General features: G+C 72.8%; 14 protein-coding genes. 8 read left to right on the forward strand and 6 right to left on the reverse strand.

Annotated features, from left to right (window positions below; genetic code table 11):
- Positions 1-12: 12 nt before the first annotated feature.
- Together ACBR40_RS24235 and murA are read right to left on the reverse strand one after the other, a co-directional pair.
- Positions 13-2271, reverse strand: coding sequence for a transglycosylase domain-containing protein (locus ACBR40_RS24235; RefSeq protein ID WP_344214922.1), 2259 nt, complete (start codon positions 2269-2271; stop codon positions 13-15).
- Positions 2272-2323: 52 nt separating this feature from the next.
- Positions 2324-3634: a UDP-N-acetylglucosamine 1-carboxyvinyltransferase gene (murA, locus tag ACBR40_RS24240; RefSeq protein WP_344214920.1), complete on the reverse strand. Its 1311-nt coding sequence runs from the start codon at positions 3632-3634 to the stop codon at positions 2324-2326.
- 62 nt (positions 3635-3696) lie between these two features.
- Here murA and ACBR40_RS24245 point away from each other — a divergent pair, with 62 nt between their 5' ends.
- On the forward strand, positions 3697-4371 hold the full coding sequence (locus ACBR40_RS24245; RefSeq protein ID WP_371250237.1) for a hypothetical protein: 675 nt from the start codon (positions 3697-3699) through the stop codon (positions 4369-4371).
- 36 nt (positions 4372-4407) lie between these two features.
- On the opposite strand, the gene sigJ is transcribed toward ACBR40_RS24245, so the two are convergent.
- Positions 4408-5301 (reverse strand): RNA polymerase sigma factor SigJ, encoded by an 894-nt coding sequence (sigJ, locus tag ACBR40_RS24250; protein WP_344214916.1) that lies wholly within the window; start codon positions 5299-5301, stop codon positions 4408-4410.
- A gap of 102 nt (positions 5302-5403) precedes the next feature.
- Here sigJ and ACBR40_RS24255 point away from each other — a divergent pair, with 102 nt between their 5' ends.
- Positions 5404-5766, forward strand: coding sequence for a hypothetical protein (locus tag ACBR40_RS24255; RefSeq protein WP_344214914.1), 363 nt, complete (start codon positions 5404-5406; stop codon positions 5764-5766).
- 17 nt (positions 5767-5783) lie between these two features.
- Here the strand turns inward: ACBR40_RS24255 and ACBR40_RS24260 are convergent, their stop codons facing one another.
- Together ACBR40_RS24260 and dnaE are read right to left on the reverse strand one after the other, a co-directional pair.
- The gene (locus ACBR40_RS24260; protein WP_344214912.1) at positions 5784-7154 is read right to left on the reverse strand and encodes an amidase; all 1371 of its coding nucleotides are present in this window, start codon (positions 7152-7154) and stop codon (positions 5784-5786) included.
- A gap of 241 nt (positions 7155-7395) precedes the next feature.
- A complete protein-coding gene (gene dnaE / locus ACBR40_RS24265) occupies positions 7396-10923 on the reverse strand; it encodes a DNA polymerase III subunit alpha (RefSeq protein WP_371250240.1) in 3528 nt (1175 codons plus the stop codon).
- A 208-nt stretch (positions 10924-11131) separates the two neighbouring features.
- Between dnaE and ACBR40_RS24270 the strand changes: the two genes are divergently transcribed.
- Positions 11132-12517: an amino acid permease gene (locus ACBR40_RS24270; protein WP_371250242.1), complete on the forward strand. Its 1386-nt coding sequence runs from the start codon at positions 11132-11134 to the stop codon at positions 12515-12517.
- A 171-nt stretch (positions 12518-12688) separates the two neighbouring features.
- Positions 12689-13777, forward strand: a complete 1089-nt coding sequence (locus ACBR40_RS24275; protein WP_371250243.1) for an SGNH/GDSL hydrolase family protein — start codon at positions 12689-12691, stop codon at positions 13775-13777.
- A 34-nt stretch (positions 13778-13811) separates the two neighbouring features.
- On the opposite strand, the gene ACBR40_RS24280 is transcribed toward ACBR40_RS24275, so the two are convergent.
- Positions 13812-14834, reverse strand: a complete 1023-nt coding sequence (locus ACBR40_RS24280; RefSeq protein ID WP_371250244.1) for a chorismate mutase — start codon at positions 14832-14834, stop codon at positions 13812-13814.
- Between the two features lie 303 nt (positions 14835-15137).
- Here ACBR40_RS24280 and ACBR40_RS24285 point away from each other — a divergent pair, with 303 nt between their 5' ends.
- From ACBR40_RS24285 to ACBR40_RS24300, 4 genes are read left to right on the forward strand one after another with little or no spacing between them, the layout of a single operon-like run.
- The gene (locus ACBR40_RS24285; RefSeq protein ID WP_371250245.1) at positions 15138-16961 is read left to right on the forward strand and encodes a protein kinase; all 1824 of its coding nucleotides are present in this window, start codon (positions 15138-15140) and stop codon (positions 16959-16961) included.
- 10 nt (positions 16962-16971) lie between these two features.
- Positions 16972-18822, forward strand: coding sequence for a protein kinase (locus ACBR40_RS24290; protein WP_371250246.1), 1851 nt, complete (start codon positions 16972-16974; stop codon positions 18820-18822).
- Between the two features lie 29 nt (positions 18823-18851).
- A complete protein-coding gene (locus ACBR40_RS24295; protein ID WP_371250247.1) occupies positions 18852-19694 on the forward strand; it encodes an AraC family ligand binding domain-containing protein in 843 nt (280 codons plus the stop codon).
- A gap of 10 nt (positions 19695-19704) precedes the next feature.
- On the forward strand, positions 19705-20370 hold the full coding sequence (locus tag ACBR40_RS24300) for an AzlC family ABC transporter permease (protein WP_344214898.1): 666 nt from the start codon (positions 19705-19707) through the stop codon (positions 20368-20370).
- Positions 20371-20372: the final 2 nt, after the last annotated feature.

Here is a 20372-nt window from a genome sequence, read left to right on the forward strand (position 1 = left end):
GTGCCCGGCTGATCAGTGCCGGTGGCGGCGGGGCCAGGGGCGGCGCTCCCAGCCGTCGAGCGGCGCGCGGGGCGGCCACTCCAGTGACGGCACGCCCGGAGTCTGGCCGAGCAGCCACTGGAAGAGCCTGCGGTGCCGGCGGAAGGCCCGGTCGCCGTGCCGCTTCTTCCGCTTCTCCTCCTCGGCCAGCGCCTCCTTGAGCCCGGGCGTGTTGCCGCCGCCGAAGCGGCTCATGTCCGGCGGATGGAACCGCCGGGGCTCGACCGCCCGCAGCGCCGGCTCCATCGACTCCACCCAGATCGGCCCGGGCAGCGACGCGCCCTGCACCGAGCCGTAGTAGTCGTCGCCGATCTGCACGTCCCGCAGCGGGTAGCGGTAGGAGCCCCGGATGTCGCCGACGCTCACCGCGGCCGCGAGCTGCGGAGTGTAGCCGGCGAACCAGGCCGAGGTGTAGCCGTTGTTCGTGCCGGTCTTGCCGGCGGCCGGGCGGCCGATGCTCTGCCCCTTCATGGTGCCCTTGTCGAAGACGCCTTCGAGCACGTGGTTGACCGCGTCCGCGACCGGCCGCTCGATGGCCTGCTCGCAGGCGGGCGGCACGTGGGTGCGCCGCCCGTCCCTGCCGACGATCTCGACGATGGCGAGCGGCCGGCAGTAGGTCCCGCGGGCGGCGAACGCCGCGAACGCCGCCGCCACCGTCACCGGGTCCATCTCGTTGATGCCCAGCGTGAACGTCGGCACCTCGCGCAGCGGCGTCCCGTCGGCCCTGGCGATGCCGAGCGCCTTGGCGGTCTTGACCACGTTGCACAGCCCGACCTTGCGCTCCAGCATCATGTAGAAGATGTTCACCGACTTCCAGGTGCCGGTCTCGATGCTGTGCGGGCCGCCCTCGCCCTCGCCGCTGGCGTTGAGCACGCGGGTGCCGGGGTCGTTGACCGGCCGGCCCTCGCAGTTGCGGTAGCCGGCGGCGGGCACCAGCGCCCCGGGCGTCTGGAAGCCGTCGCCGAACCTCCACCCCTGCCGCAGCGCCGTGGCCAGGGTGAACACCTTGAACGTCGAACCCGCCTGAAAGCCCTGGCCGCCGCCGTGGGCGACGTCGGCGACCAGGTTGAAGGTGGTCCTGGCGCCGTTCTTGCGGTTGCCGGGGTTGCGGCCGAAGCGTTTGCTGGCCGCCATCGCCCGGATCCGGCCGGTGCCCGGCTCGACCATGGCCTCGGCGGCCACCTCGGTGTCCTCGGGGTGGACGTGGCGGCGGATGGCGCGCTCGGCGGCGCGCTGGGCGATCGGGTCGAGGCTGGTCCTGATCGTCAGGCCGCCCCGCGCCATCCTGGCCTGCCGGATCGACGGGGTGTTGCCGAAGACGGGGTTCGACAGCAGCTCGCGCTGGACGTACAGGCAGTAGAACGGGTACTCGCTCTGCTCGCAGCCGCCTGGCTCGGGCCGCAGGTTGATGCCGAGCGGCCTGCTCTTGGCGGCCGCCGCCTCCTGCTGGCTGATGATCTTCAGCCCGGCCATGCGGTCCAGCACGAGGTCGCGCCGGGCCCGCAGCCGGGTACGGTGCGCCGCGCCGAGCGAAGGATCGGTCGAGTACGGCATCCGCACCGCCCCCGCCAGCGTGGCCGCCTGGGTCAGCGTCAGCCGGGCGGCCGAGGTCGAGAAGAAGCGGCGGGCCGCCGCCTCCACGCCGTACGCCCCGGCGCCGAAGTAGGCGATGTTGAGGTAGCGCTCCAGGATCTCGTCCTTGCGGTACTTGCGCTCCAGCGCCATCGCGAGCCGCAGCTCGGTGATCTTGCGGGCCAGGTTGGGCGCGCGGGCCCGGTCGCGTTCCTCGTCGGTACGCGCGCTCTCCACCAGGATGTTCTTGACGAGCTGCTGCGTCAGCGACGAGCCGCCCTGGCGGATGCCGCCCGCCTGGGTGTTGGTCAGCAGCGCCCGCAGGGTTCCGCGCACGTCGAGGCCGCCGTGCTCGTAGAAGCGGGCGTCCTCGATGGCCACGATGGCCTTACGCATGACGGGCGAGACCGACGCCAGCGGCACGGCCGTCCTGTTGGCCTCGTAGAACTGGGCGAACGGCCGGCCGTCCCGGTCCAGCAGCCTGGTCACCTGCGCCAGCGGCTCCTCGCGGGGCGCCGCCGGCAGCTGGACGAAGGTGTCGGCGACGTTCTTGGCCGCCAGGCCGCCCCCGCTCACCACGGGCGCGGCCAGCGCCGCCGCCAGCACGCCGCCCAGCGCACCGGCCAGGGCGAGCGTTCCGGCGGTCCTGAGTACGGTCACTCAAACGATGTGCAACCGGACGATCACCGGCAAACGCCCGGGCCCTGCCTCTTTACCGTTGCCTGCGAATGTTCAGACCGAGCGAGGCGAACTGCTCGAACGGCCGGTGGTACCCGCGCTCGATGTGGTGCACCCCGCGCAGCGTGGACGGCCCGTCGGCCACCGCCGCCGCCAGCACCGCCGAGAACCCGGCCCGGATGTCGGGCAGCGTCACGTCGGCGCCCTTGAGCTTCGACACGCCGCGCACGACCGCCGAGTGGCGGGCGTTGGTGTCGTGGTAGCGGCAGGCCGGGCCGCCGAGGCACTGGTCGAAGACCTCGATCTCGCAGCCCATCTTCTGCAGCGCGGGCACGTACACCAGGCGGTTCTCGAAGACCGTCTCGTGCAGCACCGACATGCCCTGGCTCTGCGTGAACAGCACCATGAGCGGCGTCTGCCAGTCGGTCATGAACCCCGGATGGGTGTCGGTCTGCACGGCCGCCGCGCGCAGCCCCTCCGGCGGGGCGGTGGCGCACAGGTACTGGTCGTTGATCTCGAAGTGCGCGCCCATCCTGGCCAGCGTGGTGATGGCGGTGACCAGGCGGTCCTGCGGGCAGCCGTGCACCCGCACCTCTCCCCCGGTCACCAGGCCGGCCGCCAGGTACGAGAACGCCTCGATGCGGTCGCCGGTCAGCCAGGTGGAGGCGCCGCGCAGCCGTTCGACGCCCTCGATGACGATCCTGCGGTCGGGCGACAGCTCGATCCGCGCCCCCATCCGCTGCAGGAACAGCGCCAGCTCCACCACCTCGGGCTCCATGGCGGCGTTCTTCAGCACCGTCTTGCCCTCGGCCAGCACCGCCGACATCAGCACCGTCTCGGTCGCGCCCACGCTCGGGTACGGCAGCTCGATCCGGGTGCCGTGCAGCCGTCCCGCCTTGGCGTAGATGCCGGTGTCGCCCACCTCCACCTCGGCGCCCATCGAGCGCAGCGCCTCCACGTGGAAGTTCACCGGCCGCCGCCCGATGGGGTCGCCGCCGACCAGCGGCACGAACGCCTCCCCCGCCAGGTGCAGCAGCGGGCCGAGCATGAGGATCGGGATGCGGTTGAGCCCGGTGAACGCGTCGGGCACCCGCGGCTCGATGTGCGCCCCCGGCTCGATCCTGATCTCCGGCCCGTCGATCCGCACGTGGATGCCGAGCGCCTCCAGCATCGCGGCCGTGATGCCGACCTCGCCCACCTCGGGGGCGTTGTGGATGCTGCTCTCGCCGGTGCCCAGCATGGCGGCGACCATGTGCTTGGAGACGCCGTTCTTGGAACCGCGCACCTCGACGTCCCCCCGGAGCGGGCCGGAGGGCTCAATCAGCCAGACCTCTTCTGCAATCACGGAGCGAGCCTAGCCGGGGGATACCATCGAGTGATTCGGACGGAGATATCAGGGAGCGTGGAGTGTCGAGGGAAGTACGCGCCTTCGCGGTAACTGTCCTCGCACTCGCCACACTCGGGATCGGCGCCGGGCTGCTCTGGTCCGCCGTGTCGCCGCGCGCCCCCTACCAGGTCACCGAGCGCGGGCTCGTGCTGGCCGACCTGTCCACGCAGGCGCTCATCGCCGCCGACGGCTGGTACGCGGTGATCACCGGCGGGCTCGGGCTGCTCTGCGGCGCGGCCGGCTGGTTCGCCGGGCGGCGGTGGATGCTGGGCGTGCTGGCCGGGCTCGGCGTGGGCGGGAGCGCGGGGGCGGCGCTCACGTACTGGGTGGGCTCGACGTTCACGATCGGGGCCGTCACGGTGGAGGCGGCGGCCGTGCCCGGGGTGAAGATCGTTCCCGGGGCGCTGGCGCTGACCGCGAACGGCGTCGCCGTGGCCTGGCCGCTGCTCGCGGTGGGGTTGTTCGGGCTGCTGGAGGGCATGCACGGCTATCGCGAGTCACCGCTGCGGCAGCCGTACGGCGAGGGCCCTCTCAGCGGCCCCCCGGGCGAGTACCCCGGCGGCCCCGCAGACGGGCCTCTGGACGGGCCCGCAGACCGGCCTCTCGACGGGCCCGCAGACCGGCCTCTCGACGGGCCCGCAGACCGGCCTCTCGACGGGCCTCTCGGCGGCGGGGACGGCCCCGGCCGCGGCTAGAGCCGTCGCGGACGACCCACCACCGGCTCAGGAGGGTCAGCCGTCCCGCGTCCACGCCCGCAGCTTCTCCGGATTGCGCACCGCCCAGATCCGGGTGACGCGACCGCCGTCGATCTCGAACGACGCCACCGTCCCGACCACGCCCGCCTGCCGCGCCACCAGGCCGGGCGTTCCGTTGACCGTCCGCTCCAGGAGTTCGAGCCCCGGGGCCAGGTCGGCGATGGCGACCATGTAGCGGGCGATCTCCGCGCCGCCCTCGACCGGATGCGGGACGCTGCTGACCAGGCCGCCGCCGTCGGCGGTCAGCACGGCGGCCGGGTCGAGGAGGTCGACGAGGGCCGCGATGTCCCTGGCCTGCCAGGCCTCCTTGACCCGCCGTACGGTGAGGGCCCGCTCGGCCACCGGCCCCGGCGTCCGCGCCAGGCGGGCCCGCCGCCGGGCGGAGGAGGCGAGCTGCTTGCAGGCCGCGGGGCTGCGGCCGAGTACGCCGGCGATCTCGGCGAACGGATAGCGGAAGACGTCGTGCAGGACGAACGCCACCCGCTCCGCGGGCGTCATCGACTCCAGGACGACGAGGAAGGCCGTGGTCACCGACTCGTCCATCACCAGCAGGTCGGCGGGGTCGGCGCCGGACCCCTCCCCCGCGCGGTCCGGCAGCGGCTCGGGCAGCCACGCGCCGACGTACCGTTCGCGCCGGGCCCGCGCCGAGCCGAGCACGTCCAGGCAGATGCGGCCGGTCACGGTCGTCAGCCAGGCGCCGGGGGACACGACCTCGTCGCGCCGGTCGCGCGGCAGCGCGTACCAGCGCGCGTAGGCCTCCTGCACGGCGTCCTCGGCCTCCGACAGCGAGCCGAGCAGCCGGTAGGCGACGTTGATCAGCGGGCCCCGCTCACCGGCGAGCTCGCCGGCCCCCGTCACAGCCGTCCCCATGGTCTCCGGCAGCCTCCTCGCCTTACCTTTCGCGGGCCCGCGTCGTCGGGCTCATGAGACCTTATCGACCTACCGCCCCGGGGCGGGAAAGGGGACCATGACATGGCCACCCAGGCGACGGCACAGGACCGTCTCTCGTTTCTGCGGATCGCGATCGCCCTGCAGACCTTGACCATCTTCCTCCAGGCGATCTCCGCCGGACTGCTGCTGACCACCTCCTACGGGGAGACGCTGCACAGCATCGGCGCCCGCGTGATGTGGGGGGCGGCGCTGCTGTACGTGATCGCGGCGGTGCTGGCGTGGAAGCCGGGCGGCGGCTCCCCCCGGCCCATCGGGCAGGCGGCCGTCTTCCTCGTCCTCGCCTCGGCCCAGGTCGCGCTCGGCATCGCGCACCTCACGGCGGTCCATCTGCCCCTGGGCGTCCTGATGTTCGGCCTGAGCGTGCTGGCGCTGGCGCGGCGCTGACACTCCGCGTGGGGAGGTCAGAGGAGCGGGCGGCGCAGGCCGTGACCGGTCGCCTGCTCGAAGGCGCGCGCCACGCGCAGCACCCGGGCGTCGGCGAACGGCGCGCCCACGATCTGCACCCCCACCGGCAGCCCCTCCGGCGTGAACCCGGCCGGCACCGACGCGGCCGGCGCGTGCAGCACGCTGATCCAGTACGCCGAGCGCATCCACGCCAGGTAGTCCGGCAGCTCCTGCCCGTTGATCTCGCTGACGTACGGGTGCTCGACCGGGAACGGCGGCACCTGGCTGACCGGCGCGATCAGCACGTCGTAGACGTCGAAGAAGGCCGCCATACGCTGGTAGAGGCGGCTGCGCGCGCGCTCGGCCCGCGCCAGGTCGGCCCCGGTGACCCGGCGGCCCTGCTCGACGTTCCAGGCCGTGTTGGGGCCGAGGCGGTCGAGGTCACCGAAGGACAGCGCGTAGTTCCAGGCCCGGTAGGTGCGGAAGGCGTCCTCGGCGTCCGACAGGTCGAGCTCGACCTGCTCCACCCGCGCCCCGAGCCGTTCGAACACGGCCGGCGCCGTGGCGGTGACCGCCGCCGTGCGCGGATCGACGGGCAGCCCGCCGAGGTCGGGGCTCCACGCCACGCGCATCCCCCGCACGCCCTCCTCCGGCTCGGGCGCGAAGAACTCCTTGATCGCGTACGGCGAGCGCCGGTCGAACCCGGCGATCGCGCCCAGCATCAGCGTGACGTCCTCGACCGTGCGGGCCATCGGCCCGAGGACCGACAGCGTGTACCAGGCGTTGACGTCGGAGACCACCGGGACCCGGCCGGGGGTGGGCCGCAGGCCCACCACGTTGCAGAACGAGGCCGGGTTGCGCAGCGAGCCGCCCATGTCGGATCCGTCGGCCAGCGGCACCATGCCGGTGGCCAGCGCCACGGCCGCCCCGCCGCTGCTGCCGCCCGCCGACCTCGACAGGTCGTAGGGGTTCCTGGTCGCGCCGAACACCTCGTTGACCGTGTGGGAGCCGGTGCCGAACTCGGGCGTGTTGGTCTTGCCGATGCTGATCGCGCCGGCCGCGCGCAGCCGCTCGACGATCAGCTCGTCCCGGTCGGGGACGTGGTCGGCGTAGACCGGCGAGCCGTAGGTGGTGCGGATGCCGGCGGTGTCGACGAGGTCCTTGTGCGCGACGGGCACGCCGTGCAGCGGGCCGTCCGGCTCGCGGGCGTCGGCCGCCTTCGCCGCGTCGAGCGCCTGCTCGGCGGCCAGCGTGACGATGGCGTTGACCTGCGGGTTGACCTGGTCGATGCGGTCGAGGCAGGCACGGACCGCCTCGACGGCGCTCACCTGCCTGGTCCTGATCAGTCCGGCCAGCTCGGTCGCGCTGAGGTAGTGCAGTTCGCTCACCCTGACGATCCTGCCCCACGGGGTGCGGGCGGGCGATGGCGAGGGTTGCCGATCGCCGCCCCACCACCCTGTGAAGATCAGGCGCCAGGCCGGCCTGTGAAAATCAGGGTCCCGGCCGGGGTCCGGCCGGGACCCGGTGTCAGACGCCGAGGCCGGGGGCCCGGCCGGGGTCCGGCGTCAGACGCCGAGGCCGGGGGCCGGCCGAGACCCGGCGTCAGACGCCGAGGCCGGGGGCCCGGCGTCAGGCGCCGAGGCAGGCTGGGCCGAGGAGTTGTTTGAGGTCGCCCATCAGGGCCGGCGACGGGGTGACGCGCAGCCGGTCGTCGACCCGCATCACCGTCGTCCGCGGCCCGTTGTGGACCTGGAGGTGCACCTCCGACGTGCCCGGATGCGTGGTGAGAATCTCCTTCAGTCGGCTCACCACGGGCGGCGTGCAGCGGGTCAGCGGCAGGCTCACCAGCAGCGGCCCGCCAGCCTCCTGGGTGAGGTCGGGCGCGGTCACCTCCATCGCGATGATCTTGCCGATGTCCTCGCGCTTGTCGATGCGCCCCTTGACGAACACGATCGCGTCCTCGGCCAGGATCGTGGAGCAGAGCTGGTAGGCCGACGGGAAGATCATCACCTCGATGGCGCCTTCGAGGTCCTCCAGCTGGGTCAGCACCCAGGTGTCGCCCTTCTTGGTGACCTTGCGCTGCACCCCGCTGAGGATGCCGCCCACCGTGACGATCTGCCCGTCGGGCCGGCTGTCGTCCTGCAGGGCCGCGACCGAGCAGTCGGCCCCGGCCGCCAGGATGTGCTCGACCCCGAACAGCGGGTGGTCGGAGACGTAGAGGCCGAGCATCTCCCGCTCGAACTGCAGCAGCGTCGTCTTGTCCCACTCGCCCGGCGGGATCTGCACGTCGAACGTCTGGTCCTCGCCGCCGTCGATCGCGCCGAACAGGGAGTCCTGGCCGATGGCCTCGTTCTTCTTGATGTCGATGATCGCGTCGACGGCCTGCTCGTGCACCATGACCAGGCCCTTACGGACGTGCCCGAGCGAGTCGAACGCGCCGGCCTTGATCAGCGACTCGATGACGCGCTTGTTGCACACCAGCGCGGGCACCTTGCGCAGGAAGTCCTTGAAGTCGGCGAAGCGGCCCTTCTCCTTGCGCGCGGCGATGATGCCGTCGACGACGTTGGCGCCGACGTTGCGGATGGCCGACAGGCCGAAGCGGATGTCGGTGCCGCGCGGGGTGAAGTCGAAGTCGGAGTCGTTGACGTCCGGCGGGAACACCTTGATGCCCATGCGGCGGCACTCGTTGAGGTAGAGCGCCGACTTGTCCTTGTCGTCCTTGACCGACGACAGCAGCGCGGCCATGTAGGCGGCCGGGTGGTTGGCCTTGAGGTAGGCGGTCCAGTAGGAGACCAGGCCGTAGCCGGCGGTGTGGGCCTTGTTGAAGGCGTAGTCGGAGAAGGGCAGCAGGATGTCCCACAGGGCCTTGACCGCGGCGTCGGAGAAGCCGTTGTCCTTCATGCCCGCTTCGAAGGTCACGAACTGTTTGTCCAGCTCGGACTTCTTCTTCTTGCCCATCGCGCGGCGCAGCAGGTCGGCGCCGCCCAGCGAGTAGTTGGCGACCTTCTGGGCGATGGCCATGACCTGCTCCTGATAGACGATCAGGCCGTAGGTCGTGGACAGGATCTCCGCGAGCGGCTCCTCCAGCTCGGGGTGGATCGGGGTGATCTCCTGCGCGCCGTTCTTGCGCAGCGCGTAGTTGGTGTGGGAGTTGGCGCCCATCGGGCCGGGGCGGTAGAGCGCGAGGGCGGCGGAGATGTCCTCGAAGTTGTCGGGCTTCATCAGGCGCAGCAGGGTGCGCATGCCGCCGCCGTCGAGCTGGAAGATGCCGAGCGTGTCGCCCCGGGCCAGCAGCTCGTAGGACTTGCGGTCGTCCAGCGGCAGCTTGAGCAGGTCGATCTTCTCGCCGCTGGTGGCCTCGATCATCTTGAGGCAGTCATCGATGATCGTGAGGTTGCGCAGGCCCAGGAAGTCCATCTTCAGCAGGCCGAGCGTCTCGCAGGTCGGATAGTCGAACTGCGTGATGATCGCGCCGTCGGAGTCGCGGCGCATGATCGGGATGTGGTCGGTCAGCACCTCGGCGGACATGATCACGCCGGCGGCGTGCACGCCGGTCTGCCGGATCAGGCCCTCCAGGCCGCGCCCGAGGTCGATCGTCGACTTGACGTCGACGTCCTCCTCGTAGAGCTTGCGCAGCTCGCCGGCCTCGGCGTAACGGGGGTGGTCCTTGTCGAAGATGCCCGACAGCGGGATGTCCTTGCCCATGACGGCGGGCGGGAACGCCTTGGAGACCTTGTCGCCCAGGGCGTAGGGGTAGCCGAGGACGCGGCCGGCGTCCTTGATGGCGGCCTTGGCCTTGATGGTGCCGAACGTGGCGATCATGGCGACCTTGTCGGCGCCCCACTTCTCGGTGACGTAACGGATCACGTCGCCGCGCCTGCGCTCGTCGAAGTCGATGTCGACGTCGGGCATGGACACGCGCTCGGGGTTGAGGAAGCGCTCGAAGATCAGGCCGTGCGGGATCGGGTCGAGGTCGGTGATGCCCAGCGCGTACGCGACCAGCGAGCCGGCCGCCGAGCCACGCCCCGGGCCGACGCGGATGCCGTTGTTCTTGGCCCACATGATGAAGTCGGCGACCACGAGGAAGTAGCTGGGGAAGCCCATCTGGATGATGACCCGCAGCTCGTTCTCGGCCCACTCGCGGTGCTCGTCGTCGACGCCCTCGGGGAAACGGCGCTCCAGGCCCTTCCAGACCTCCTGCCGGAAGAACGCCTCCTCGGTCATCCCCTCGGGGACGGGGAAGGTCGGCATGAGGTTCTTGTAGGTGAAGAACCCCTCGGGATCGACCTTCTCGGCCACCAGCAGGGTGTTGCGGCAGCCTTCGGCCCACAGGTCGGAGGAGTCGACGGCGCGCATCTCGTCGGCGGTCTTGATGTAGTAGCCGGTGCCGTCGAAGCGGAAGCGGTCGGGGTCGGACAGCTGCTTGCCGGTCTGGATGCACAGGAGGGCGTCGTGCGAGGCGGCGTCGGACTCGTAGGTGTAGTGGGAGTCGTTGGTGACGAGGGGCGGGATGCCCAGCTCCTTGCTGATGCGGGTCAGCCCGTCGCGGACGCGGCGCTCGATGTCGAGGCCGTGGTCCATGATCTCCAGGAAGAAGTTGTCCTTGCCGAAGATGTCCTGATATTTCGCGGCGGCCTTGAGCGCCTCGTCGTACTGGCCGAGGCGCAGCCGGGTCTGCACCTCGCCCGAGGGGCAGCCGGTGGTGGCCATCAGGCCCTCGGAGTGCTCGGCGAGGATCTCGGCGTCCATGCGGGCCCACTTGCGCACGAACCCCTCGGTGTAGGCGCGCGAGCTGAGCTTCATCAGGTTGTGCAGGCCCGTCTTGTTGCGGGCCCAGATCGTCATGTGGGTGTAGTAGCCGCCCGCCGAGACGTCGTCCCTCTTCTGGTGCGGCTCGCCCCACAGCACCGGGCGCTTGTTGTGGCGCAGCTCCGGCGCGACGTACGCCTCGATGCCGATGATCGGCTTGATGCCTGCGCCGGTGGCCTGCTTGTAGAAGTCGTAGGCGCCGTGCATGTTGCCGTGGTCGGTGATGGCGATCGCCGGCATGCCGAGGTCGCCGACCTGTTTGAACATCTGCTTCAGCCGGGCGGCGCCGTCCAGCATCGAGTATTCGGTGTGCACGTGCAGATGGACGAACGAGTCGCTGGACGACATGGAGCGGCGCCTCCCGGGTCTGCCTGACGGTGCCCGCCGGACGATGGCGGTGGTCCGACTCTAGTGGCCCGCGCCGACATCCTGGAGCCGCCCCGCGACGATCGCCGGGGGCTCTTCCTGACGGGTTCGCGGACGGCGCGCCGGTGGCTCGCGCGATCAGCGGCGCCGATATCGTCGTGACCACGGAACGTAGCGGGAAGGACGCGGAGTGCGCACGCAGACCGACGAGGGTTACTCGCACGCGCTGGGCAACCGGCAGGTCCAGATGATCGCGATCGGCGGCGCGATCGGGGTGGGGCTGTTCCTCGGCGCGGGCGGCCGGCTGCAGGCCACCGGGCCCGCGCTGGTGCTGTCGTACGCCGCGGCCGGCCTCGCCGCCTTCTTCGTCATGCGGGCGCTCGGCGAGCTCGTGCTCTACCGGCCCACGTCGGGGTCGTTCGTCGAGTACGCCGGCGAGTTCATCGGCCCGTGGGCGGCCTTCGCCAGCGGGTGGATGTACTGGGTCAACTGGGCGTTCACCGGCATCGCCGAGCTGACCGCGATCGCCGCGTACATCCACTACTGGGCGCCCGCCTTCCCCCAGGCGCTGACGGCGCTGATCGCGCTCGGCTTCGTCCTCGTGGTCAACCTGCTGTCGGTGCGGCTGTTCGGCGAGCTGGAGTTCTGGTTCGCGCTGCTCAAGGTGCTGGCGATCACCGTCTTCCTCGTCGTCGGCCTGGTGCTGGTGGTCTTCTCGGTCGGCGGGGCCGGGCCGGCCAACCTGGTCGCGCACGGCGGGTTCACCCCGACCGGGCTGCCCATGGTGCTGATGAGCCTGCAGTCGGTGGTGTTCGCGTACGCCTCGATCGAGCTGGTCGGCATCGCGGCGGGCGAGACGGCGCGGCCCCGCGAGGTGATGCCGAAGGCCGTCAACGGCGTGGTGTGGCGCATCGCGATCTTCTACGTGGGGTCGGTGCTGCTGCTGGCGATGGTGCTGCCGTGGACGGCGTACCGCGCGGGGGTGTCGCCGTTCGTGACCGTCTTCTCCGGGCTCGGCGTGCCATGGGCGGCCGACGCCATGAACCTCGTCGTCATCACGGCGGCCCTGTCCTCGTGCAACTCCGGCCTGTACGCGACCGGGCGCATCCTGCGGTCGATGGCCAGGAAGGGCGAGGCGCCGGGGTTCGCCGCCGCGCTGAGCAGGCGGCACGTGCCCGTCGGGGGCATCGTGTTCACGGCGCTCACGTTCCTCAGCGGGGTCGTGCTGTTCTACTTCCTGCCGGAGCGGGCGTTCAACATCGCCACGGCGGGCGCCTCGCTCGGCGTGGTCACCACCTGGGGGGTGCTCGTCTACTGCCAGCTGCGGCTGCGGCGGGCGGGGCACCGCTCGGCGTTCCCCATGCCCGGCTCGCCCGTCACCAACTGGCTCACGCTGGCGTTCCTGGCGCTGGTGGTGCTGCTGATGCCGTTCGCCGACCGCGATCAGCGGGTGGCGTTCTTCCTCATCCCGGCGCTGGTCGCGGCCATCGCCGCGGGGTGGCTGCTGGTGCGCAGGCGGCGCGACGGGCCCGCGGGGGCCCTCGCGGCTCCCGAAGGGCGGCCGGAGACGGGTTAGTCTCGATGCGGCACGAAGTCCGCCGTCCGGGGGGAGGCCGCACTGGACACGACCGAGCCCGATCTCGCCCACCGACCGACCGAGCCCGCCTCGCCCACCCTCACAGAGCCCGTCCCGACTGAGCCCGTCCCGACTGAGCCCGTCCCGACTGAGCCCGTCCCGACTGAGCCCGTGCCGCCGTCCTCCCGCCCGCCGTCGCCCGAGCGGGGCGTGGGGCGGGCGCGGTGGCGGGGGGCGCCGGGGCGGGTCGTCGCCGCGGTCGTGCTGGGGGTCGTCCTCGCGGTCGCCTGCCTGCCGCTCGGCGTGGTGCCGACACTGGCCTGCGCCGTTCTCGGCCTCGGCTGCCCTGACCTGACCGCGCCTACCGGCCGGCTTCCCGAGCGGGTCCGCCTCACGCCGCTCCAGGCGGCGCAGAGCGGCGCGTACGTCGGCCTCGGCGACTCCTACTCCTCCGGCGAAGGCGTCTACGACCAGGACACCGAGCCGGTCAACGACGGCGCCGACCGCTGCCACCGGGCCGGCGGCTCGTACGTCCCCGTGATCGCCGAAACCTACCGCTTCCCCGGCGGCACCGCCTTCTACGCCTGCAGCGGCGCCACGACCGGCCAGCTCCTCACCGGCCAGTGGGGCCACCCCCCGCAGATCAGCCGGGTCGGCCCGGAGGCGAGCCTGATCACGCTGAGCATCGGCGGCAACGACGCCGGCTTCTCCAGGGTCCTGACCGCCTGCATCGCCAAACTGCCCTGGTCGTCGGCCTGCGTCGACCAGGACGCCGCCGTCGGCCGCCGCATCGAGCAGCTACGCGCCGACATGCTCAAGGTGCTGCGCGAGCTGCGCGGCCGCGCGCCCGAGGCGCGGATCGTCGTCCTCGGCTACCCCCGGCCGTTCCCTCAGGACCCGGTGGCCTCCGTCGACAACCTGAGCGCCGCCGACCAGCGGTGGATCAACGGCGTGGCCCGGCGGCTCAACGACACGGTCGGGTCCGTGGTGCGCGACTTCGACCGCGCCATCGCGGCGTTCGGCGGGCCGGGCAGCGCGGAATACGTGGACGCCTACGAGGCCTTCACGGGGCACGAGGTGGGGCGGCAGCAGCCCTACCTGAACGGGCTGGCGCTGGACATGGACCCGATCAACGTCAACGCCCGCAGCTACCACCCGACGGGCGAGGGTTACCGGCGCTTCGCCGAGCTGATCACCCAGCAGATCGCCGCCGGCCCGGGCCGCCCGCTCAACAACTACCGTCTCACCACCAGCCCCTGACCCCGCCCGCCGCGTGAGGCGGGGGTGGAGGGGGTCAGTGGTGGTGGCCGCGTTCCTCGGCCAGGTGGAGGCCCGCCTCGATGACGGCGTTCATGACGGGGGCCAGCCGGGCCTCGCCGAGGGACGGCGCGCGCAGGGCCATGCGGGCAATCAGGGCGCGTTCCCTGGCCAAATCGCGCCCGGCGAAGCCGCCGACGGGCTTGAGGCGCTGCACGGTGCCCGCGAGGGCGGCACGCCGTTCGAGGAGGGTGGCCAGGGCGGCGTCCACGCGGTCGATGGCGGCCCGGCACTCGGGGATCGTCGCGGGCGACTCGGGCCGCAGCAACGCCCCCACGACCGTCACGGCCTCCTCTGCCGTCCGCCACGCCGTCAGCGCCTCCGCCTTCGCGTCCTGGCCGGTCGTCCCCCGCCGTACGGCGCCACCGCGCGGAAGGGGCGGCGTCCCGTACGGCAAGGCCGGGGTGAGGCGCAAAGGGGCGGGGGCGTGGACGATGAGCCCGTCGGCGCCGGCGGCGACGGCGGCCGCGGACAGGCCGGGGTCGGCCGAGACGTCGGCCAGCACCGGCCGTCCCGACGCCGTACGGGCCGCCCGCAGCAGCCCGAGGTCGAGCGGGCCGCGCTCACAGAGGATCACCCGGCCGTCGCCCTCCAGGGCGCAGTAGTCCGCCAGCCCGAGCCACTCCCCCAGCGGCGCGCCCGCCCGCCGCTCGACGACGACCGGCAGCCCGAGCTCCGCCGCCGCCCGTACGAGCGGGATGTCGCGCGTCCACGCCGCCCCCACCACGACCGCGTCCGCGAGCGCGGCGACGGCCGGCAGGTCGGCGGCGGTGCGCGGCTCGGCGAGCACGGCCGCGGCCCCCTCACGGGCCTGCGCGCCCTCAGGAACGCCCTCAATGCGCGCGCCCGGCAGTCCGCGGGCCTCCCGCAGCACCTCGTACGCGTCCGCCTCCGCCGGATGGGCCCGCAGGCTCACCCGGTCCCCGATCACCACGGCGGGCCCCTCGCCCACCAGCAGTTCACCGACGGCCACCGCGTGCCGTTCCAAGGTCGACGACATGACCGAACCCTCTCTGCACAGGCCGGCCCACACGCCATGCGGACAGGAGCCGGCGGGAATACAAAAAGGCAGAGACGGGTGCGTCTCTGCCTTGTGCCGGCTCCAGGTGGTCGCTAGCTGCCGACCGGCCCTCCCGGAGCCGGCTCGGTAAACACCTGGCGACAAGTCATGCGAGCAGCCTACACCCTGTTCTCACCTGCTGGACGGCCCTTCTCGTATGGCGGACTGTCCTTCGCGCGAGTCGCCGATGATCCCCCGCTATGGGAGTATTTCTTGGCCGAGAGGGAGGGTTTGAGGCCGTTGATGTCGGATCGTAAGCAGGCAGGACGTCGCATCGCCGGCCGCTACCAGCTGCAGGAGATCATCGGCCGGGGCGGGATGGGCATCGTCTGGCGAGCCCACGACGAGCTGCTCGACCGCACCGTCGCGGTCAAGGAGGTCCGCTACGCGGCCGCCCTGGGCGAGGAAGTGCAGCTCCTGAACCGGCGCACGATGCGCGAGGCGAGGGCGGCGGCCAGGTTCGAGCACCCCAACGTGATCGTCGTGCACGACGTGATCGAGGAGGACGACCGTCCCTGGATCGTCATGCAGCTCGTGCAGTCGCGCTCGCTGGGGACGGTCATCAAGCAGGAGGGGCCGCTGCCGCCCAAGCGGGTGGCCGAGATCGGCATCGCCGTGCTCGACGCGCTGCACCGCGCGCACGAGGCGGGCGTGCTGCACCGCGACGTCAAGCCCGAGAACGTGCTGCTGGCCGACGACGGCCGCGTGGTGCTCACCGACTTCGGCATCGCCACGCTGGAGACCGAGACGCAGCTCACGGTGACGGGCCTGGCGGGCACGCCGGCGTTCATCGCCCCCGAGCGGCTGAAGGGGCTGCCCGCGCGGCGCGAGTCCGACCTGTGGTCGCTGGGCGCCACCCTCTACACGGCGGTGGAGGGCCGCTCGCCGCACGAGCGCGGCATGGCGCTGGCGACCATGCACGCCGTGCTGACCGACGAGCCCGACCCCGCGCCGCACGCGGGCCCGCTGGCCGACGTGATCGCCGGGCTGCTGGCCAAGGAGCCGGTGCAGCGGCTGACGTACGAGGAGGCCGAGCGCATGCTGCGCGGGGCGATCGCGCAGGCGAGCCCGTCGGCCACCACGCAGTTCCCGGCCTCCGCGCCGCGCGAGACCAGGTCGTCCGCGAAGCCGGCCCGGCCGCGCAGGCAGCCCTACCAGCCCAAGCCGCCCGCCGAGGACGACACCCCCACCGATCCCGACCTCCTGCCCGCCGCCGGCACGCCGCCCGAGACGGGCGCCAGGCTCACGCCGGTGACCGCCGGCCCGAAGCCGCCCGCGGAGTCCACCACGGACACGGCCTCGCCGTCGGAGCAGAAGCGGCCCGGCCCGGTGATCGCGGCGGCGCTCGCGGTCCTGCTCATCGCGGGCGTGGCCGGCTACCTCGGCCTGCGTTCCGGCCCCGGCGACGACACCGGCGACGCCGGCGCCTCCACGGCGGGCGTGAGCACGGCGGCGTCCCCGCCGGCCCCGCCGTCCTCGCCGTCGGCGAGCGAGGGCACGCCGTCGGACGGCCCGTCGCCCAGCGCCTCCGCCACGCCGAGCCCCACGGCCACGCCGAGCGCCTCCCCGAGCGCGTCCCCGAGCGCGTCCCCGAGCGAGGAGAAGACCGCCGAGGCCTCGCTGCCCAAGGGCTGGAAGTGGTACAAGGACAAGAAGATGGGCTTCACCATCGGCCTGCCTCCCGGCTGGGAGGTGTGGGACCGCAGCGGGCTGCAGGTCAAGTTCAAGGGTCCGGGGGCGGCGTCCAACGCGTACGTCATGGTCGAGGAGGCCGCCAAGCCGGGCAAGGACCCGTACAAGGACTGGAAGAAGCAGGAGCCGGTGCTGAAGCACAACTTCGGCGGCTACAAGAAGCTCGACATCAAACGCGTCGACTACCAGAAGTCCGCCGCCGACTGGGACTTCACCTGGAACACCAACACCGGCAAGACGCGGGTGCGCAACCGGGGCTTCGTCACCGACAACGGGCGCGCGTACGCCATCTACTGGCACACGCTCAACAGCCATTGGAAGGCCGACTACCGCTTCTTCGAAGGGTTCTGCGCGTCGTTCAAACCGGCCAAGTAGGCTTCCCGCCGTGCGTGTCAGCAACCGCTACCGTCTCCTCGAACCCCTCGGCGAGGGCGGCATGGGCGTGGTCTGGCGGGCCTACGACGAGCTGCTCGACCGGACCGTCGCGATCAAGGAGGTCCGCTACGCCGGCGTCGGCGACGAGCGGCGGGCCGAGCTCAACCGGCGCACGATCAGGGAGGCGAGGGCGGCGGGCCGCCTGGACCACCCGTCGGTGGTGGTCGTCCACGACGTGGTCGAGGAGGACGGCCGGCCGTGGATCGTGATGCAGCTCGTACGCTCGCGCTCGCTCGCGCAGTTGGTGCGCGAGCAGGGGCCGCTGCCGGTCGGCCAGGTGGCGGTGATCGGCGGCCGGGTGCTGGACGCGCTGCGGGCCGCGCACGCCACCGGGGTGCTGCACCGTGACGTCAAACCGGAGAACGTGCTGCTGGCCGACGACGGCCGGGTGGTGCTGACCGACTTCGGCATCGCCTCGCTGGAGGCCGAGGCGGGGCTGACGGCGACCGGCGGGCTGGTGGGCACGCCCGCGTACATGCCGCCTGAGCGGCTGAACGGCGAGCCCGCGCGGCCGGAGTCCGACCTGTGGGCGCTGGGGGCGACGCTGTACGCGGCGGTCGAGGGCGAGCCGCCGTTCAAGCGCGAATCGTGGGCGGCGACCGTGGCGGCGGTGCTGCGCGACCAGCCCGAGCCGCCGCGCCGGGCGGGGGCGCTGGCGCCGGTCGTCATGGGGCTGCTCCACCGGGACCCGCCCGGCCGGCTGCCGGCCGGGGAGGCGGCACGCCTGCTGCACGAAATCGCCACCGCCCACACGACGCCCTCCGCCCCCTTCCCCGGCCCCGCCGGCCAGTTCTCGGGCCCCTCCGGGCAACCTCCTGCCCTCTCCGGGCAGCCTCCCGGCCCTGGCACACCCTTCCCCGGCCCCTCCGGGCAGTTCTCCGACCCTGCCGGGCAGGTCTCCGGCCCCTCGGGGCACCCTCCTGCCCCCTTCGGGCAGCCTCCCGGCCCTGCCGGTCAGGTGCACCACTCCTTCGGGCAGGTGCCCGCCACCCCGGGCGGGCCGCACGCGACGCAGGAGCCGGGCCGGGCGCACGTCACGGTGCCGGAGGGGCGGTCCCGGCGCGGCAGGGGGCCGCTGGCCGTCGTGGCGGCCGTCGTGGCCGCGCTGGCGGCGCTCGGCGCACTCGGCGTGGGGGGCTGGATGCTGTACGACCGCTCAGCCTCGCCCCAGACGTCCTCCCCGGGAGCCCACCCGACAGCGACCGACCTGACGGCCATCGGCCCGACGGCGGCCAGCCCTACGACCGGCCCGACGACCGGCCCGACGGAAACCGATCCGACGGCGACCGATCAGCCGGAGCCGACGCCGTCCGTCACCTCCTCGCCCAACCCGACGACCCGCCCCCTCCCCGCGGGCTGGCGTACGCTCACCAACTCGGCGGGCGGCTTCACCATCGGCCTCCCCAAGGGCTGGCGGGCCACGAAGAACCCCGACAGGGACAGCATCCGCCTCACCGGCCCCGACACCCCCGGCGCCCTGATCGTCGAGTGGACCGTCCCCGACATCCCGTGGCAGGACCCGAAGGCCCACTGGCTGGGCCTCGAACGGGAGATCCGCGCCAAGGGCGAGTTCCGCGACTACACCCGCATCGGCATCACCGGCGTCAGGTACCTTGGACGGGAGGCCGCCGACTGGGAGTTCACCCGGACCCGCTCCGGGAGCCTCATCCACGTCGTCAACCGCGGCTTCCACACCGCCGACGGCCGCCCGTTCGCCCTCTACTGGGAGACCCTCGACTCCCGCTGGGCCCGCGACCGTCACTACTTCGACGCCTTCGTGAGGACCTTCCGCCCTCAATGAGGGCCCGGACCCGTGAGCAGAGACCAGGCGTGAAAGAGCTAGCCCACTTCTGGCGGCACCCCGCGGTGCCGGGGACGGACCTGCTCAAGGCCCGCTATGTCACCCACCGCTTCTCCCGCCACGTCCACGACGGCTACGCCATCGGCGTGATCGTCAGGGGCGTGGAGGAGTTCGACTACCGGGGCACCACCCACCGGGCGGGCGCGGGCGAGCTGGTGCTGGTCAACCCCGAGTCGGTGCACACGGGCCAGGCGGGCACGCCGGAGGGCTGGTCGTACCGGATGCTCTACCCGTCGATCGAGGCGTTGACCACGATCGCGGCCGAGCTGCGCGCCCCCTACGCGACGCCGCACTTCCCGCGCCAGGTGGTACGCGACGAGGCGGTGGCGGCGCTGCTGGCGCGGGCGCACCAGGCGGCCGAGCGAGGTGACGCGCTGGCCGCGTCCACGCTGAGCCGGACGATGTTCGCCCGGCTGCTGACCCGCCATGCCGCGCCCTGCCCGGTGCGGCCGCTGTCGCCCGCGGGCGGCCGGGCCGTGCGGGAGGCTCTGGAGCTGCTGCACGAGAGCCTGGTGGACCCGCCCGCGCTGGAGGAGCTGGCCGCGGCGGTGGGGGCGCGGCCGTTCGGGCTGCTGCGGGCCTTCAAGGAGGCGACGGGGCTGCCGCCGCACGCGTACCTGACCTCGCTCCGCGTCCGCACCGCGCGCCGCCTGCTGGAGGACGGCGTACGGCCGGCGCAGGTGGCCGCCGAGGTGGGGTTCACCGACCAGGCGCACCTCACCCGGCACTTCCGCCGCATCGTGGGCGTTCCGCCGGCCGCCTATCAACGTGCCGCAGGAACGTACAAGACGGACGAAACGCCCGGCACCTAACCTCCTGGCCATGGATGGAACGACACATCGTCCCGCCGCCGTGCGGGACGGTCTGGGCGTGGGCCTGGCCGTGGGGCTGTCAGGGATCGCCTTCGGGGCCGCGGCCGTCACCGCGGGGCTGAGCGTGCCGCAGGCGTGCGTGCTGAGCCTGCTGACGTTCACGGGCGCCTCCCAGTTCGCGCTGACCGGAGCCGTCGGCGCGGGCGGCGACCCGCTGGCCGCCGTCGCCGGCGCGCTGCTGCTCGGCGGCCGCAACACCCTGTACGGCCTGCGCCTCGCCGACCTGCTCCGGGTACGCGGCCCCCGGCGGCTGCTGGCCGCGCACGGCGTGATCGACGAGACCGCGGCCGTCGCGCTCGCCCAGCCCGACAGGGAGTCGGCGCGCACGGGCTTCACGGTCACCTTCGTCAGCCTCTACATCGCCTGGAACCTGACGACGCTCGCGGGCGCGTACGGCACCGCGTTCCTCGGCGACCCCGGCGCCCTCGGGCTGGACGTGGTGGGACCGGCCGCGTTCCTCGCCATCCTCTGGCCCCGGCTGAGCGCGAGCCGCGAGCTGCGCGCGCTCGCGGCGGGCGCGGCGGCGCTCGCGCTGTGCGCCACGCCGTTCCTGCCGCCGGGCGTCCCTGTGCTGCTGTCGGCCGCGGCCGTGCTGCCGGCCCTGATCCGGAGGTGAGG

Source organism: Nonomuraea sp. AD125B, assembly GCF_041402765.1.
In the GTDB taxonomy this organism is placed as follows: Bacteria; Actinomycetota; Actinomycetes; order Streptosporangiales; family Streptosporangiaceae; genus Nonomuraea; species Nonomuraea bangladeshensis.